This window comes from Mesorhizobium sp. CA13 (assembly GCF_020165235.1).
Classification (GTDB): Bacteria; Pseudomonadota; Alphaproteobacteria; order Rhizobiales; family Rhizobiaceae; genus Mesorhizobium.
On sequence record NZ_JAIUHS010000005.1, the window covers coordinates 21,088 to 36,933 of the forward strand.

At 63.2% G+C, this 15,846-nt stretch carries 15 protein-coding genes; 7 read left to right on the forward strand and 8 right to left on the reverse strand.

Going from position 1 to position 15,846, the window contains the following annotated elements; all coding sequences use genetic code 11:
• Positions 1 to 120: 120 nt before the first annotated feature.
• Together LB566_RS13710 and LB566_RS13715 are read left to right on the forward strand one after the other, a co-directional pair.
• Positions 121 to 948: an SDR family NAD(P)-dependent oxidoreductase gene (locus tag LB566_RS13710; RefSeq protein WP_224624774.1), complete on the forward strand. Its 828-nt coding sequence runs from the start codon at positions 121 to 123 to the stop codon at positions 946 to 948.
• A gap of 255 nt (positions 949 to 1,203) precedes the next feature.
• Entirely contained in the window at positions 1,204 to 2,505 is a 1,302-nt protein-coding gene (locus LB566_RS13715) for an O-antigen ligase family protein (RefSeq protein WP_224624775.1), read from the forward strand.
• Between the two features lie 130 nt (positions 2,506 to 2,635).
• Here the strand turns inward: LB566_RS13715 and LB566_RS13720 are convergent, their stop codons facing one another.
• Positions 2,636 to 3,901 (reverse strand): polysaccharide biosynthesis/export family protein, encoded by a 1,266-nt coding sequence (locus LB566_RS13720; RefSeq protein ID WP_224624776.1) that lies wholly within the window; start codon positions 3,899 to 3,901, stop codon positions 2,636 to 2,638.
• A gap of 110 nt (positions 3,902 to 4,011) precedes the next feature.
• Positions 4,012 to 4,689 carry a sugar transferase gene (locus LB566_RS13725; protein WP_140550286.1) on the reverse strand — a complete coding sequence of 226 codons (678 nt, stop codon included), beginning with the start codon at positions 4,687 to 4,689 and terminating at the stop codon, positions 4,012 to 4,014.
• Between the two features lie 599 nt (positions 4,690 to 5,288).
• On the opposite strand from LB566_RS13725, the gene LB566_RS13730 reads away from it, so the two are divergent.
• Positions 5,289 to 5,564 (forward strand): exopolysaccharide production repressor exox, encoded by a 276-nt coding sequence (locus LB566_RS13730; protein ID WP_224624777.1) that lies wholly within the window; start codon positions 5,289 to 5,291, stop codon positions 5,562 to 5,564.
• A 16-nt stretch (positions 5,565 to 5,580) separates the two neighbouring features.
• Here the strand turns inward: LB566_RS13730 and LB566_RS13735 are convergent, their stop codons facing one another.
• The 6 genes from LB566_RS13735 to LB566_RS13760 all read right to left on the reverse strand — a co-directional run bounded on the left by LB566_RS13735 (position 5,581) and on the right by LB566_RS13760 (position 11,428).
• The gene (locus LB566_RS13735) at positions 5,581 to 7,425 is read right to left on the reverse strand and encodes an ABC transporter ATP-binding protein (RefSeq protein ID WP_224624778.1); all 1,845 of its coding nucleotides are present in this window, start codon (positions 7,423 to 7,425) and stop codon (positions 5,581 to 5,583) included.
• 6 nt (positions 7,426 to 7,431) lie between these two features.
• Positions 7,432 to 8,403 carry a serine kinase gene (locus LB566_RS13740; RefSeq protein WP_224624779.1) on the reverse strand — a complete coding sequence of 324 codons (972 nt, stop codon included), beginning with the start codon at positions 8,401 to 8,403 and terminating at the stop codon, positions 7,432 to 7,434.
• Positions 8,400 to 10,313: a lasso peptide isopeptide bond-forming cyclase gene (locus tag LB566_RS13745; RefSeq protein ID WP_224624780.1), complete on the reverse strand. Its 1,914-nt coding sequence runs from the start codon at positions 10,311 to 10,313 to the stop codon at positions 8,400 to 8,402. Before LB566_RS13745 ends, LB566_RS13740 begins: the two co-directional genes overlap by 4 nt.
• A 3-nt stretch (positions 10,314 to 10,316) precedes the next feature.
• On the reverse strand, positions 10,317 to 10,691 hold the full coding sequence (locus LB566_RS13750) for a lasso peptide biosynthesis B2 protein (protein WP_224624781.1): 375 nt from the start codon (positions 10,689 to 10,691) through the stop codon (positions 10,317 to 10,319).
• Positions 10,692 to 10,809: 118 nt separating this feature from the next.
• Complete coding sequence (locus tag LB566_RS13755; RefSeq protein ID WP_224624782.1) at positions 10,810 to 11,109, reverse strand: PqqD family protein; 300 nt, start codon at positions 11,107 to 11,109, stop codon at positions 10,810 to 10,812.
• A gap of 166 nt (positions 11,110 to 11,275) precedes the next feature.
• Complete coding sequence (locus LB566_RS13760) at positions 11,276 to 11,428, reverse strand: lasso peptide (RefSeq protein WP_140497189.1); 153 nt, start codon at positions 11,426 to 11,428, stop codon at positions 11,276 to 11,278.
• A 523-nt stretch (positions 11,429 to 11,951) separates the two neighbouring features.
• Between LB566_RS13760 and LB566_RS13765 the strand changes: the two genes are divergently transcribed.
• From LB566_RS13765 to LB566_RS13780, 4 genes are all read left to right on the forward strand, one after another.
• On the forward strand, positions 11,952 to 13,079 hold the full coding sequence (locus LB566_RS13765; RefSeq protein WP_224624783.1) for a nucleotidyltransferase family protein: 1,128 nt from the start codon (positions 11,952 to 11,954) through the stop codon (positions 13,077 to 13,079).
• 70 nt (positions 13,080 to 13,149) lie between these two features.
• Positions 13,150 to 14,172 (forward strand): glycosyltransferase family 2 protein, encoded by a 1,023-nt coding sequence (locus LB566_RS13770; RefSeq protein WP_224624784.1) that lies wholly within the window; start codon positions 13,150 to 13,152, stop codon positions 14,170 to 14,172.
• Positions 14,173 to 14,395: 223 nt separating this feature from the next.
• Positions 14,396 to 14,797 carry a hypothetical protein gene (locus tag LB566_RS13775; protein WP_140497183.1) on the forward strand — a complete coding sequence of 134 codons (402 nt, stop codon included), beginning with the start codon at positions 14,396 to 14,398 and terminating at the stop codon, positions 14,795 to 14,797.
• Between the two features lie 136 nt (positions 14,798 to 14,933).
• Positions 14,934 to 15,809, forward strand: coding sequence for a family 16 glycosylhydrolase (locus tag LB566_RS13780; RefSeq protein ID WP_318012740.1), 876 nt, complete (start codon positions 14,934 to 14,936; stop codon positions 15,807 to 15,809).
• Positions 15,810 to 15,846: the final 37 nt, after the last annotated feature.

Here is a 15,846-nt window from a genome sequence, read left to right on the forward strand (position 1 = left end):
AAGGACACGAGATTCGTCACCGGCTCCGAAATGGGCTTCGATCGAGGCTATCTTGCCGTATGAGGTTCAGATCCTCTCGGGACTGATGGGCCGTCCCGTACCGTGCGGAGCCTATGCCCGATGACAAACCTCTCCGGCCGCAGCGCAATCGTCACCGGCGGGTTCTCCGGAATGGGTCTGGCGATTGCCACGGCATTGGCGCAGGCCGGCGCCAATGTCGCCGTCGGCTCCTACGTCGCTCCTGCCGGCGCCGAGAGATCCGACGCCGCCTACTATCCCGGCGCCGACGAGATAGAGCGCGTGCGTTCGGCTCTCGGCGCGCATCGAACGAGGATTTACGCCGCCCATCTGGACGTGCGCGACAGCGATGTGACGAACCGTTTCGCTGCCGACGCCGAGGCGGCGGTCGGCCCTGTCGACATCCTGGTCAACGCCGCCGGCACCACGGCGGAGCAGCCGGTCTGCGGCCACTCCGACGCGCTGTGGGAGAAGATCGTCGACACCAATCTCACCGGCGCCTTCCGCGCCACCCGCGCCGTGCTGGCCGGCATGATCGAGCGCGGCTGGGGTCGCATCGTGAACATCGGTTCGACCGCCGCCTCGGTCGGCTGGAAGGACAATCCTGCCTATTGCGCCTCCAAGGCCGGTCTCCTCGGCCTCACCCGTTGCGTGGCGCTCGAGGGGGCGGCGCATGGCGTCACCTGCGTCATGATCAGCCCGACCTGGGTCGAGACCGAACTGATGCGCCGCAACGTGGCGCAGGTCGTCGAGCGCGAGGGCAAGGGCCGCACGGCCGAGGACGCGATGGCCGAGATCGCCAGGGGCAACCCGCAGCAGCGCATCCTCCAGCCGCAGGAGATCGCGGCGCTGGCCGTGTTCCTCTGCTCGGATATGGCCAAGGGCATCACCATGGAAAACATACAGATCACCGGCGGAGCACTTTGGTAGCGCACGGCTGGCTATGGGCCTCGGTGGAGGAGGCCGGCACTGAACGAGAACTCCAATTCCGTCCGGGCGGCTGTCCCGGACGTGATCTCTCGGCGCTCGCCCGGCTGTAAGACAAGGTGACGGGATTTGCCATTGAGCGCGGGGCGCGATAGGTTATATTGCACTGCACAATGGAGATGCCGTCGATTGCACCCTTCTTACGGAGATGCCTGCCGGCTACGCGGCGGTCCGGGGTAGGCTCGGCGAGAACCTGAGATGAAGATTCCAAAGTCCTTGCTGATCGATCCCGAGAGGAACTCGGTCTACGGCAGTTTTGCCGTTGCCGTTTCGGTCTGGGCATTCTCCTACTCCGTCATATTCGGCCAGGTGCTGATCCTGGCCTATTATGCGGTGTGGCTGCCCCTCATCATGGTCGACTACAGGCGGTTCCTGCGGCATCTGTCCAGCGCCTGGCTGCCATTGTCGTTCGCGGCCTATGTATGCTTCTCCGTCTTCTGGTCGGACGCTCCCGGCATCACCGCGAGGACGGCCGTCCAGTACTTCTCCCACATCGCCTGCGCCTATGTCGCGGCGCGCGCCGTCAGCGTGCGGACCCTGACGATAGGCGCCCTGGTCGGCATATTCGTCGTCCTGCTCTATTCTCTCAAGGTGGGGGCCTATTCCGAGGACGTCCTTGACGGCACGTATAATTTCGTCGGCGCTTTCGCCTCCAAGAACCAGATCGGCTTCGTCGCCTCGCTCGGCATCTATTTCAGCGTCGTCTTCATCGCCTTCCTCAGGCACGGCCGGCTAAGCCTGTTCCTGACGGTGCCGGTCGTGCTTTTGTCGGCCTATCTGCTGGTCATCTCGCATTCGGCCACCTCGATGGCCTCGACGCCGGCGGTGCTGGCGCTGGTGATGCTGCTTGCCATGAGCAAGGTGCTGTCGCGACGCTACCGCCGGGTGATCTTCCTGGTCGGCACCGGCATGCTGGTCGTCACTATCCTAGTGGCGCTGAACCTCGGCCTCATGGACTTCGTCCTCGGCCTCTTCGGCAAGGATTCGACGCTCACCGGGCGCACCTATCTGTGGGAGCAGGGCTGGAACGCCGCGCAGAGGGCGCCCATGCTCGGCGTCGGCTATGCCGCATACTGGGTCCAGGGTTTTGCCGAGGCCGAGCGCCTGTGGAACGAGTTCTACATCACCACCCGCACCGGCTTCCACTTCCACAATACCTACATCGAAGCCCTTGTCGAACTCGGCTTCGTCGGCGCGACGCTGGTTTCGCTGGTCATCCTGCGCACGCTCTACGGCCATGTCTCGGCGGTGGCGTTCGGGACATGGCGGGCGGATTCGGTCGTTCTGGCCGGCGTCATGGTGCTGCTCCTGATCCGCTCCTTCGTCGAGGTCGAGATCCTCAACCCCTACATCATGGGTTCCTTCCTGATGTATTTCAGCTTCTTCAAGCTGGCGCGACTGCCCGTTGCCCGTCCTCGCCGGTCTGCGGCAAGGATGGAGGAGGCAAATGCGGCCAGAGGCTGGAGCGGGCCGGAGCCCGGCACCGACGCGGCTCGATGAATGCGGATCGGTTTCCCGTCTGGGCTTGCTTCAAAACAAGGCGATAGAGCGGCTGGCGATTCGCTCAAACGCCGCCCCGCGCCAGCAATTCCAGGAAAAGTGTGTACGGCTTCCCCGGGAAACAAGCGGCCTACTGGCTAGGCATTGGCGCCAGCTTGACCTTGATCACATCGCCCGGCAGCACGGGCGTGTCTTCCTTGACCGCAATCTCGCTCGTCTTGCCGTCGGCAGCGCGCAGCAGTGAATAGATCAGGGTCGGCTCTTCGTTGGTTGCGCTGGCGGCCACGGTGGCGGGATCGGTGGCCTGGGCCATCAATCCTTTCTGCATGTTGACCCTCAGCGCGGCCTCGTTCAGGTCGGCTTCGGTCTGCTGCCGGTCGGCGGCGAGGCTCGAGCTCAGCGTGTTCTGGGCATCGATGGCATCCTGCGTTGCCTTGCTGATCGCTTGCTTGGCGGTGAGGATGGCCGTTTCGTAGTCCAGGATCTTGCCCTGAAGGTCGGTGACGGACTGCTGCGAATCCAGCAGTCTTGCGTTGGCGACCAGGCCTTTCTGGGCCAGCGGACCGATGCTGGTGAGTTGCTGCTGCGCCAGGTCGACCTGCTTCTGCTGGTTGACGATCTTCTTCTGCAGCGATTCGATCTCGGCCTGCAGAACCCCTTTCAGGTCGCTGAGCGCCTCGAGCTTCAGCTTCAGCGCCTTCTGGTCAGCCGTGAGGATCGTCATCTCGTCCGCGACGATGGCCTGCAGTCTCGGATCGCCCTCGACCTCCTTCGGTACCTCGAAGCTCGACTTGCCCGCAAGGTCGGCATCGATGCGCGCGCGCTTGACGATCAGTCGAACGCGCTGGTCGTCATATATGTCGAAATTGCCTTTGGCGGTGACCAGGTCCTTGCCGAGCTGCGGGCCGTAGTCGGCGCTTCGCCGGATGCCGCCGGCGATGCTGACCGCCTTTAGCACCGTCAGATCGGGCACATAGGGAAATTGGCCGGGGTTCTGCACCTCACCCGAAATATAGAACGGCCGGAACTGCGCCATTTCGACCGATGCCTCGGGCCGGTCCGACAAAGCGAGCTTGTGCTGCAGCGCCTCGCCGATCGCCGCCGCGACTTCGGCCGTTGTCTTGCCGGATGCCGGCAGCTCGCCGACGAAAGGCACCGACAGCATTCCGGCCGGCCCGACCGTGTATACGCCATTCACCGCCGACCAGTCGCGGAACGTGCCTTCGACGGTCTGCCACTCCGCGATACGGATGGTGAGCTTGTCTTGCGATCCGAGATGGTATTCGTCGGCAATGGCGATCCGAGGCAGGGCGAGCGACAGGGCCAGGCAGCTGGCCACGAGCCGCAAACGCCGCGAGCGGCCCGAATGCGGGCCGCTGCAAAAAACTTCGAACATGTCTATCTTCAACTGAACGTTCCGATCCGCTTTGGCCCCACCAGCCCGATGAGCCTGCGCCCGATGCCTGCCGGGAGAGATCCCCCGCGTGCGATCCGGTTCGCGACCGCTCAGTAGCAGCCGCGCGACATCCAGACAGCCGGAACTGTCTTGATGATGATGCGAATATCCTCGAAAAGTGACCAATTCTCGACATAGTGGCGATCGAACGCGACGCGGCTATCATAGGAGACGTCGTTGCGGCCGCTGACCTGCCACAGGCCGGTCAAGCCGGGGCGGGACTTCAGGTAATACACGGCGGCGCTGCCATAGATCTCCAGTTCGTCGCGCACGACCGGGCGAGGTCCGACAAGGCTCATGTCGCCCTGAAGGATGTTGATGATCTGCGGCAACTCATCGAGACTGAGTTTCCTCAGGACCGCGCCGACCCGGGTGACGCGCGGATCGTTCTTCAGCTTGCGGGTGGCTATCCATTCCGCCTTGGCGTCCGGATTGGCCGCCAGATAGGCGGCCAGTACCCTTTCGCCGTCCGGCACCATGGTGCGGAACTTGAGACAAGGGAAAATCCGTCCGCCACGCCCGATTCGCCGGTGACCGTAGAAAATCGATCCGCCATCAGAGAATTTGACGAGCAGCGCTATCATCACGAACAGCGGGCTGAGCGCGATCAGGGCGGCCAGTGAACCGGCAATATCGAAACTTCGCTTGATAAGGCCGCCGATCGGCGGTGGAAAATCGACGCCAGCCTGCGAAAACTCCGCTGTGGCCGACTTGGCAACGTCCCTCATGCCAAAACTCCATGCGTTGACCGGATGGTTTACCGCACGATATCAAAAAAATGTTGCAGCGCAACACACAATTTCCCGCACCCTTGAAATAGTCACGTCATGAATTGACTAAATAATAAGCGAGCCTTGCACAAATTTCGGAATATTTAGCACATTTATGACAATAAATGGGCATAGCCGGAAAAATAGAGGCCCTTTTGGGGCAACTTCTGGGCGCTGCGTTCTTTATGCCCCTGAACCGAACTCGTTGGTGCTTTAGCGCGACACGATATACGAGGGCATTCTAATAAAATACTATCCGATATTGTAGAGTTTACTGAAAAGCACCGAAGAGCCGAAGTTGCGCGTAATCCCCCCGTGTGCGTTGCAGCACGAGCGAGTCGAGCGCAAAAGCTCACCTAAAAATAAATGCGGTTGCCCTTGCGGCCATTTGCTCGCCTTAATAGAATTGCAAATTATACCTGTCAAAGTGGCGGCAGGTTGAAAGGCCGGAAGCAACCGGCCGGGAGCGGGCGACTTAATAAGCCCGCATGACAAGGGACGACGCTCGGGTGGGGCAATGACTTGATATACCCGGGCCGGTTTGTGGGCTGTTGGGTATGTCGCTTCCAAAATTCATCGTTGGGATGATTTTCGCTCTTGCGATCGTCGTCGGCTGGTCATGGCTGGGCGGCGCTTCAATAGGCACGACGCTGCTGCGCGTCATCATCTGTGCCGTGGTCATCCAGGCGGGCTACTTCGTGCTCGTCTATGCCATGATCGCCAGAAGCGCGCCGACGCCTGCCGACAGGACACGCGAGGCCGAAAGAAAGCTGGGTTCGGCCGAGGTGGCCGAGGGTGAAAAGCTGGGCGGCGCCGGGCGAAGCCTTCACTGACCCAGATCGGCCGGCCTCAGGCAACGTCGGCGGGTTCGGACTCTGACTGTTCGCCCGAAAGCATCCGGGACAGCCGGCTTCCGGCTTTCGCCTTCAGCCGCCGATAGTGCCCGACCTCGACGACACGGCCGTTTTCCATCGCCACCACCCAGTCGGCGAAGGCGATCATCGATGGCCGGTGCGCGATGGTCAGGATCGTCATCGAGCCGCGCAGCCCGTCGATGGATTGCGCGATCAGCGCCTGGTTTTGCCAGTCGAGCGCGCTGGTCGCCTCATCGAGGATGAGCAGCGACGGCTTGCGCAGCAAGGCGCGCGCCAGCGCGATCCGCTGGCGTTCGCCGCCCGACAACCGCACGCCGCGGTCGCCGACCACCGTTTCGAGCTTGAGGTCGAGCCGTTCGACGAATTCGGCCGCATGGGCCGATCGCAATGCGGCCCATAATTCATCGTCGCTGGCTTGCTGTGCGGCCAGGCGCAGGTTCGCCGCGATCGTGTCGTGCAGGAGAAACACGTCCTGCGGCACGTAGGCGACCTGGTCGCGCCAGCCCCGGCGATTGGCGGCGTCGATCTCGACGCCGTCGACCAGGATCGTGCCGGCTGTCGGCTCGAGCAGGCCGAGCAGCATGTCGGCGATCGTGCTCTTGCCTGATCCCGAAGGGCCGATAAGGGCGGTGACCTTGCCGGCCGGAAGGCCGAAGGTGATGTCGCTCACCACCGTCTTGGCGGCACCGTCCTCGTAGGCGAAGTAGACGCCGCGAACATTCAGTCCGAAATCGAGCGACAGCTTTCGAGCGTCCTCGATCCCGGCATGGCCAGGTTCCCGCTCGGCGTCGAAACGCATCTGCAGGCTGCGCATCGCGGCATAGGCGGGCAGGTTGATCAGGACCTGCTGCGCCTGCGTCTGCATGTCCATGAAGCGCGGCGCGATGCGCATGAAGACCAGCAGCAGCACGACGATCTCGGCCAGGGACAGGTCGAAGCGAACCAGCGCCACATAGATGAACAGGCTCAAGCCGATCACGCTCGCCACCTGGAACAGGGCGGTGCCGGTCGAGCTGTTGCGCACATAGGCGATGTTGTCGGCCTTCATCCTTTCGAGTGTCGCCTGCAACTGCGCGAAATAGGTCGCCTCGATGTTCAGGCTCTTGGCCACCTTGATGCCGCCGAGGAATTCCGAGACCGTACGGTATTGATCCTGACGGTTGGTCGTCAGGACCTGGCCAAAGGCGGTGGCCCGCGACCGGAACGGCCGCAGCGCGAGGAACATCAGGATGCCGATGACCACGGCGAACAGCGTCATGACCGGCGAAATGAACATGGAGATCACGAGATAGCCGGCCAGAAGCACGGCGATCTGTACCAGCATCAACAGCGAGAAGGCCGCTCCCTGGACGCGGTCTATGTCCCCGGTCAGCGCATGGTCGAGGTCGGAGCCGCGCATGCGCGTGAAGACGCCCCACCGTGCCTTGCCGATGCTTTCGAACAGGTTCATGCGCAGGCGGTTGATGAAATCGAAGAGAAGCCTGGCCATGTAGACCGACTTGAAGCGGTTGAAGGCGGCCTGCAGCGCGACCAGCGCGACCAGCATGCACAGCATCGTGGTCAGCTTCAGCGTGCCGTCCGGCACCAGCCAGCGCATGAAATCATTGTCGGGCAGCTTGATCGCGAAATCCTGGCCGGAGCGTCCGACCAGCTGCAAGAGCGGAACCAGCAGCAGGATGGAGATGCCTTCGGTCAGGCTGCCCATGATCAGGAAGAGCAGCGCCGTCCAGGCCCGCCTCCCGCCTATCTGGGCGATAACGGCGCCGAACCCTGCGATTTCCCGAAACAATGACGGGCGAAGGAGCGACGGTTTCGACATCTCCTGCTACCCCTTTCCGGCCATCAGATCATGCTCGACGAGGCTCACGACCTCGCCGATCCTGTCGAGGCCCGTCGGCACTTCGAGCCTGCACACGCCGACGCGATCGGCGAGCCGTGCGCAGTGCCCGAGATGCGCCGCCGCGAAATCGCCGACCAGGGCGGCTCGGCCGAAGCGCGTGACGTATGAAAATCTGATCACGGCCGGCAAAGCGGCGATGCCGGGCATAGGTGAGATATCAGCCTTTTGGCCGCGCTCGAGAATATAGATGCGGGTCGCCGGAACCCTGTCGCGCGAAAACGGCCCGTGCAAGCGGTGCTGGGCCTTGTTGATAGCCGGATGCACTTGCGGCCGCACTTGTGCCCTTTCAAGCGAAATCGCGGCAGCCGCGTCGGCCGCCAGCTTGATCTGGGGAAAACCCGGCACGATCATCGGCTCGTCCGGATGGCTGAGATCGAGCGCCACGACGTCATCGGTAAGCAGTTCGTGCCCGGCACGGATCATGGCGCTTGCCGTCGTCGATTTGCCGGCGCCCTTGTCGCCCATGAAGATGGCGCTTTTGCCGGCAATCGCGACGGCGCTGGCATGCAGCACGAGCAGGCCGCGCTGGTGCAGGATGAGGGCCATCACCGGTCCCAGCAGCGGGAACGCGATCAGCGCGTCGTCGATGCCGGGCGCGGGCTCGACCTCGATGCGGCAGGCGTCGCTGATCAGGAACGCGCCGACGGCGTGCCACGCCAGATATTGCCGATCCGGTTCGAAGCGGAAAATGGTCGCGGCCTCTGGCGAAGGCTTCGGCATATCGATCGCGCCGACGGTGATCAGCATATCCGCCGCCGCCGGTTCGGCCGGCTCCAGCTCTGGCAAGGCCACCTCGGACGCGATGGTCAGGCCGTAGGCCCGATAAAAACGGCGCTGTCCGCGCGGCCAGCCTTGCGCGTGCGGGCGGAGGGCCAGCGGCTCGTTCAACGGCGTCATGCGGCACTCCCGGCACGCTGCACCTGCCGCAGCCACAGCGACAGCGACGCCGAGCGCCAGACATACTGGACATCGAGCGGCGCCGGCCGGTCGGGCCGGCTGAGCAGCCGGGCATAGGCAGCCTTCACGGCCGGCAGGTTTATGTAGGGCTCGATGCGGCCGGCGTCCGGGCCGAGCACCTGTTCCAGAAGGTCACGGTGGTTTCGCAGCATGCCGTTGACGAGATTGCCGGTGAAATCGATCTTGTCACGCCGCCACTGGACTGCCGCCGGCAGCACGTCTTGCATGGCGCGGCGCAGCACGTAGCGGCCAAAACCGCGGCTGAGCTTCTCCTTGCCCGGCAACGCCAGGCAGAACTCGACCAGCGGCTTGTCCCAGAAGGGATAACGAGGTTCGACGCCGAAATTGGCGGCCGCCTTGTCGAGGACTTCGAAAGCATGCGGCACATAGCCGTTGGAAAGAATCCAGCGGTGGGTCAGCGCCTCGCTGGCGCTTACGTCGGGCGGCTTGTAGCCGGCTCGGTGAACCCGCTCGATAAGCTCGGTGCGGCCGGCAAGATCGGCATTGATCAGGTCGCGCCAGCTTCCGCCTTGCGAAGCCTGGGCCGGCTTTCGCAGCCTGTGCAGGAGCCGGTTCGCGGTGTGCCTGAGCCTGGCCACGCGCCAGGCGGGTCCGTAGATGGTCAGGAACTGGAAGTACATGCCGAGCATGCCGTCGCCATAGGTGTTGGAGGCGCTGCGGATCTCGCGCCACAGCTCCAGCCACTTGCCTGCATTGGCAAGCTCGTGCAGATGGCCGTGGCCCTGCGACACGACCTCGTCCCCGCCATGGCCGTCGAGAAGCACCTTGACGCCTTTGGCGCCTGCTGTCCTGTAGACGGTCCGGGTGAGCGTAAGGCCCGGCGCCAGGAACGTTCCTTCCTGCTCTTCCAGCACCCGTTCGAATTCCGCGAACGGCGCGTAGTTGCCGACCGGGATCAGCGTGCCGTCGACGCGCTCCTGTTCCAGCACCGCGTCGATGAAGGGGCTTTCGTCCATCGCCGAGCCGCGTTCGAAAACCAGCGAAAAGGTGGGCAGCCTCGGCTTTCCCTCGGACAGGTTTTGCCGGCCCGCCACGCAGGCGATCGAGGAGGAGTCCAGACCGCCGCTCAGCATGGCCCCGACCGCCGCGCTTCCGCGCATGCGGTTGCGCACGGACTGCGAGAAGAGGTGGGCGAATTCCTCGGCGGCGTCCGACCGCATGGGCCGCGACGACGGCTCGATCTGCCAGTATCGCTGCAGCGTCACGCGCTGCCCCGTCACAGTGAGGCTGTGGCGCGCCGGCAGGCGGAAAATATCTGTGTAAGGCGTCGCTTGCGGATCGTCTGGCAGCCCGGCCAGGAAACCCGAGATCTGATGTTCGCTGAGGCGGGCGCCGGCGGTGACGCCAAGGATCGGGCCGATCTCGGAGGCAAAGAAAAAGCGCTGCCCGTCCGCGTGATAATAGAACGGTTTGACACCGAAATGATCGCGCGCGCAAAACAGCACCTGCCGCTCGGCATCCCAGATGGCGAAGGCGAAATCGCCTTGCAGGTGCACGGGACAGGCTTCGCCCCAGCGCAGATAGGCCCGCATCAGGAGCACGGCGTCGGCAACCGATGCGTCGGGGACGCCGAGCCGTGCCATCAGCTCGTCGCGATTGTCCAGGCGGCAATCCGCGGTGACGGCCAGTTTACCGCCCGCCATCGTCAGCGGGCCGGGGCCGGCTTCATTGGTCGTGTTGAGCCAGGCATGGCCGAGCGCGACAGCCTTGTCGGTCCACCATGAACTGCCGTCGCGGGCGCGATGACGCATGCGGGCCAGCATGCGCTGGATATCGGCGGCGGTCCCCGGCGCCTCGTGCCCGTGCAGGATTCCGGCCACGCCGCTCATCGGTCATTGACCATAGTCGACGAGGGGGACGAACTTGTCTATCGAGCCGCCAAGGATGACATGGTTGCCGCTGATCAGCCATGCATGCGCCTTCAGCTGCTGGCCGGTGTCGCGCTCGATGCCGATGCGGATCTTCGAGGCATTGCCCTGGCGGGCGAGAATGTACTGGCCGGCGAGCGCCTGGGTGAGACAGCTTGCGCGCGGTACCAGGCGGGCTGCGGCGGCAACGCCCCAGGCGACACGGCGCAGCTCGCCCGTGCTGGCGCATTCACGTGCCTCCAGCCGGGTGACGATGCCGCGGAGGCGGTTGTAGGAGAACAGGGTCAGCCCCAGCCGAACGGCCGCGACCACCAGCAGGCAGTGGCAGAGGAACAGCATTTCCGGGCCGCTCAGGGAGAGAGCTCGAAGCCGACGCCGCCGGTGCTTGGTCTGGCCGGGACTTTTCTCCGTCGCAGGTTCTTGCCGCAAAACCGTGACCCGCTTTTGCGGAACCTGCCTAGACAGGTTCCTCATGATGCAGCCTCGCAAGTCCGCTATCGGCCAGACCTTTCAACAGTGCGTCGACATCGGCCTTGCAGCGCTCGGTGTCGACATCATAGCGCGCGAGCACGGCCCGGCGGATTTCAACAATTGGTTTCGGCTCCTGGATCAGCTCCCAGATGAACGTGCCTACCCCGTTGAGGCTGTAGTAGATGTTGGATTTCAGGTTGAGAAGCGCCAGGCCATTGCCGAATTCGCAGGCGACCGCTTCCTTGGTCGCACTCACACGATCGTGGTCAGATGGGTTCCAGTTCATCCGAAAACCTCGTTTGCTACACACTGTCCGCAATGCGTGCCGACAATTCTGGCGATGAAGAAAAGCCGGGTCAGGCAATGAAGAGAAGCCGGGATTTGCACCCCGACTCCCTTTATGGTTCTTGGATTCCAGAGGCCCAACGTGTCCCTCTAGAATCAGGACAGGCTCAGGAGAACGTCAGGTCGCCAATCGGCGTGTGCGCAGGAAATGCTGCGTCGAGCGCCGTATTGCCGCCACCACCCTGAGTGATGGTTTCAATCGAACCATGAACCGTCAGGCTGGGCGTTTCGTACTCCTGCTTTTCAACATTCTGTTCCATTTTACACTCCATCAAGGACTGGAAACGGCCTGTCGATTGCCGGCGGCACTTTCATGCTGCGATGCAATAGCTGCATGGCAGCATTTATGAGTCAAGCCTGATTTACCGCGCATTAATCAATTATGGCCTGCGCGCGCAGACACAGTCGTGAGTAACGATCTCAAGCTTCGGCCTTCATCGCCTTCACATCCCTGCATATGGGCCTAATGCACTAGGTCAGCATAAGAAATTGATTTGCAAATATAAACTTTTTAAGCCCTGTCACTTCAAGGCATGGCGACAATAATGCCGCAGCACCGGGTCTCCCGATAAGGTTTGCTACGGAACGCCGAAAACGCCACTCGTCCCTTGTGGTCCAGTGGTTCTCCGCACCGTTCGCCCGAGCCGGTTTCGATAAACGTCGTGGCTGGATTTTTGCGCTGCAAAAGGAAAAACTGGACGGCGCCAAGGTTTTTGGCGATGCTTTGCTTCGCACCTGCAGAATAGGCGTCACGCCGATCGCTTCTGGAGAACCGTAGGCCCGATGGCCCTGACCGAACGTTCATATGAGCGACTGCGCGCCGCCGATTGCGCCGGCGAGATCGCCTATGTGCAGGCCTGTCTGCGGCTGTTTTTCGCAACGCGATCCGGCGCCGCGCCCGGCGATGCCTCCGGCCTCGCCGTAGCCAATGTCACCGACATAGCCAGGTTGAACAAGGTCTCGATCTTTATCCTCAAGGTGCTGTCGCGCGCACCCGCGAACGGGCCGCCGGCCCAGCTCTCCCAATGGCTCGACGCCTACCGCCGGAAGACCGTTTCGATGAACGCGTCCTGCATCATGGATTCGATGGCGATCCAGACGGCGCTGCGCGACAGGCAGATCGATTTCGTTTTCCTGAAAGGTCCCTTCCAGCAGCATCTGCTTTACGACGATCATTTCATGAAGCCTTCGGGCGATGTCGACATATTGGTGGCGCCGGCCGGGTTTTTCAGGGCGCGCGAGGCGCTCCGCTCGATCGGATACGAGATCGCCGGCAAGTCGCGCTCCGTCTGGTGGGTCCGTTTCCTCGGCGAACAGCACATGATCCGCGGCGACGGGCCGACGCAATCCACTGTCGATCTGCATTATCGGCTCCAGCAACCCGGCTCGCCCAGCCCGCGCGACGCGGATGGCTTCCTGCGGCGCAAACGGCAGGTCGAGATCACCGGCGTCGAGGTGCCGTTCACATCGGCGGCCGACACTCTGCTGTTGTCCTGCATCAGCGTCGCCAAGGCGCTTTTCAACCGAGAACCCTGCGCCGGCTACGTCTGCGACGTACGTGCCAGCGCCGACCGCCTGAACGAAGCCGAGCAGCAGCGCCTGCTCGATGCCGCCGCGGCGCAGGGGCTGGACGACACGCTGCTGCTTGGCCTACGCGCCGCCGACGTGCTTCTTGGCGGCGCCGGCACGCTCCTGTCGCAGCGCGCCGCGCGGATGCTGTCGCGCATCGGCAATGAGGATCTGCTCAACATGGTCATCGCGCCATGGCTGTCATCCCTGCGATGGCCGCAGCGGCGCACCGTGTTGTGGGAGTTGTGCGGTCGTGCGCCGGTCCGCTATCTGGCGGAGGCCGGCTGGGCGGCATCGGCCGACATCAGCCGCCGCATCTTCGAACGGCAGGGCAGCCCGTGACGGGAAGCCCGTCGGACATCGAACACGTACAGGGCGAGGGCAGAACGGAACCTGTGCAAGAGGCAAATTCATGTCGATGATGGAATCAAAGGTCTGCGTGATCATCGCTGCCCGAAACGCGGCGCGAACAATCGCGGTGGCCATCGCGTCCGCGCTGCGCGAACCGGAAGTGGCGGAAGTCGTCGTCGTCGATGACGCCTCCACCGATGACACGGCCCAAGCCGCCCGCGCCGCCGATGACGGCAGCGGCCGGCTTGCGGTGATGCGCCTCGACGTCAATCGCGGCCCCTCCTTCGCCCGCAACGCCGCCATCGCGGCCTCGCAATCGCCGTTCATCGCCATTCTTGACGCCGACGACTTCTTTCTCGCGGGCAGGCTTCACAACCTGTTTGCCGGCGCGGACTGGGATTTTGCGGCCGACAACATCATGCTCATCAGGGACGACGCCTTGAGCGACGTCACAAAGATCGTCGCACCGCAGTTCGCGGCCGAGCCGGAATTCCTCGACCTCGAGCGTTTCGTCGAAGGCAACATCTCCAGACGCAACGTGCGCAGAGGCGAACTCGGTTTCCTCAAGCCGGTGATCAGCCGCGCTTTTCTCGACAGGCACGGCCTGCGCTATGACGAGAGCTTGCGTCTGGGCGAGGATTACGAGCTCTACGCGCGCGCTGTCGCCAAGGGCGCGCGTTTCAAGGTCATCCGCTCCTGCGGTTACGGCGCCATCGTGCGGGCCGATTCGCTGAGCGGCCGCCACAAGACGCAGGACCTGAAGCGTCTTGCCGACGCCGACCTGGCGCTGCTGGCGATCGACAGCCTGCCTGAGGGCTCCAAAGCGGTGCTGCGCCGCCACGAGCGCCACGTGCGCGACAAATACCGGCTGCGCAATTTCCTCGACGTGAAGGCCGAGCGGGGCCTGGCGTCGGCCGCGGCCTATGCCTTCGCAAGCCAATCCAACCTGGTTCCCATCGTCCAGGGCGTGGCGTCCGACAAGCTCGAGGCGCTGTTTCGCCGCGTCGGGCTTGGCTCCAGGCATCAGCATGTGCCGCCAACGCGTTTTCTCATGGCCGGCACCAGCACGGGCAAAGAGCCTTGAATGCGGTCGTCCGGCCGCGCTCTTGTCAGCGCGTCGCGCAAACCATTTCGGGCGGATTTATGAGTTTACGAATTGGGTGGTTGCCTACGCGGCCCGGGAATGGCAGTCTATGTTGCGGTGCAGCAATTAGGATGGCCAACGAGCTGGCCTCCGATCGGACTGCCCGATATTGAACCGGTAAGGGGCCCGGCCGACGGTCGGACCACCACAGGACTTTGAACGCATGGCCTCGATATTCGGCTTCAGATCAAGGAATCCGGCCCGCGATCGGCAGACCGACATTTCGCGTCTCGATCGCCTGGCGAAGCTGTTCGAGCAGATCGCGGCGGAGATCGAGGCGGAGCGAAACGGGCTGGAGAATCGTTACAAGGCGACCGCCACGAACGCCGCCTTTCTGGTCGAGGCCATGGAGAACGGCTCGGCGTCTGCGCGCCGTTCCGCCGAGGTCGATGAATTGACGACGTCGATCCTGAATTGCGAGCGCCGCATCGCGGCGTTGTCACGCCAGAACGGCATGGTCCGTGAGCTTCGTCATTCGCTGGATATGGTTTTCGATGAGGACGGGTCGTCCGATATGACGGCCAGCCAGAGGCTCGCCAAACCGGCGGGCGCCGGCAGAGGGTGAAGGCTGAAGGGTGGATTTGGCGCGAGGCGGGAAGGCAGCTTGGGGAGGGGCTGACGACAGAAGGAAAGCGCCGTTTGGCAATCGCTCGAATGTCTACTTTGGGTTGGGGATGCACAGCACAAAGGTTGAGTTTCGTATGAATGCGGATCCGAGAACCACGTCCACCGTCGCAGTCCGCGGCATGTCGTCAACGCGCCAGGCCAGGCAAGCCCGCCCGGGCGGTTCCACCGGACGCAGAACTGCCCTGGTCGCGCTGGTCGCTCTCGCTGGCTTGTTCGCCGGGGCGGCGCCATCATGGTCGCAGGATCTGAAGTCGGCGCCCTCATTCGTCGATGATTTCACCAGCTTCAACCGCCAGCGCTGGTATGTTTCCGATGGCTGGACGAATGGCGGCCATCAGAATTGCACCTGGGCGAAGGGGCAGGTCAGCCTAGCGGACGGCGTGCTGTCGCTCGGTTTCGAGAAGCAGAAGACGAAGGACCGCGACTACGCTTGCGGCGAAATCCAGACCAAGCAGCGGTTCGGTTACGGCACCTACGAGGCGCGCATGAAGACCGATACCGGTCCCGGCCTCAACGCGGCTTTCTTTTCCTATATCGGCCCGTCGGACAAGCAGCCCTGGGACGAGATCGACTTCGAGATCCTGACCAAGGACACGTCCAAGGTTCAGGTCAATGCCTACATCGCCGGCAAGGGCAAGAACGAGAAGCTGGTCGACGTGCCGGGCGGCACGGAAAAGGCCTTCAACGACTACGCCTTCGTCTGGCAGAAGGACAGTTTGCGCTGGTACGTCAACGGCCAGCTGGTGAACACCATCACCGATCCGGCAAAGCTGCCCAGCCATGCGCAGAAGATCTTCTTCAGCCTCTGGGGCAGCGATACGATGACCGGATGGTTGGGCGCATTCGCCGATCCCGGCCGCAAGCTCTCGCTGCAGATCGAGCGCGTCGCCTTCACCGCGCAGGGCGACCCCTGCCAGTTTCCGGAATCGCTGGCATGCAGCGTAAAGTAGAACCTATTGGAAAAGTCGATTTGAAACGGTTGGGCCG

What these genes read in the sequence shown, in the direction of transcription:
- LB566_RS13710 (WP_224624774.1), top strand. Translation starts at nt 121, where the DNA reads ATGACAAACCTCTCCGGCCGCAGCGCAATCGTCACCGGCGGGTTCTCC.
- LB566_RS13715 (WP_224624775.1), top strand. Translation starts at nt 1,204, where the DNA reads ATGAAGATTCCAAAGTCCTTGCTGATCGATCCCGAGAGGAACTCGGTC.
- LB566_RS13720 (WP_224624776.1), bottom strand. Translation starts at nt 3,901, where the DNA reads ATGTTCGAAGTTTTTTGCAGCGGCCCGCATTCGGGCCGCTCGCGGCGT.
- LB566_RS13725 (WP_140550286.1), bottom strand. Translation starts at nt 4,689, where the DNA reads ATGAGGGACGTTGCCAAGTCGGCCACAGCGGAGTTTTCGCAGGCTGGC.
- LB566_RS13730 (WP_224624777.1), top strand. Translation starts at nt 5,289, where the DNA reads ATGTCGCTTCCAAAATTCATCGTTGGGATGATTTTCGCTCTTGCGATC.
- LB566_RS13735 (WP_224624778.1), bottom strand. Translation starts at nt 7,425, where the DNA reads ATGTCGAAACCGTCGCTCCTTCGCCCGTCATTGTTTCGGGAAATCGCA.
- LB566_RS13740 (WP_224624779.1), bottom strand. Translation starts at nt 8,403, where the DNA reads ATGACGCCGTTGAACGAGCCGCTGGCCCTCCGCCCGCACGCGCAAGGC.
- LB566_RS13745 (WP_224624780.1), bottom strand. Translation starts at nt 10,313, where the DNA reads ATGAGCGGCGTGGCCGGAATCCTGCACGGGCACGAGGCGCCGGGGACC.
- LB566_RS13750 (WP_224624781.1), bottom strand. Translation starts at nt 10,691, where the DNA reads ATGCTGTTCCTCTGCCACTGCCTGCTGGTGGTCGCGGCCGTTCGGCTG.
- LB566_RS13755 (WP_224624782.1), bottom strand. Translation starts at nt 11,109, where the DNA reads ATGAACTGGAACCCATCTGACCACGATCGTGTGAGTGCGACCAAGGAA.
- LB566_RS13760 (WP_140497189.1), bottom strand. Translation starts at nt 11,428, where the DNA reads ATGGAACAGAATGTTGAAAAGCAGGAGTACGAAACGCCCAGCCTGACG.
- LB566_RS13765 (WP_224624783.1), top strand. Translation starts at nt 11,952, where the DNA reads ATGGCCCTGACCGAACGTTCATATGAGCGACTGCGCGCCGCCGATTGC.
- LB566_RS13770 (WP_224624784.1), top strand. Translation starts at nt 13,150, where the DNA reads ATGTCGATGATGGAATCAAAGGTCTGCGTGATCATCGCTGCCCGAAAC.
- LB566_RS13775 (WP_140497183.1), top strand. Translation starts at nt 14,396, where the DNA reads ATGGCCTCGATATTCGGCTTCAGATCAAGGAATCCGGCCCGCGATCGG.
- LB566_RS13780 (WP_318012740.1), top strand. Translation starts at nt 14,934, where the DNA reads ATGAATGCGGATCCGAGAACCACGTCCACCGTCGCAGTCCGCGGCATG.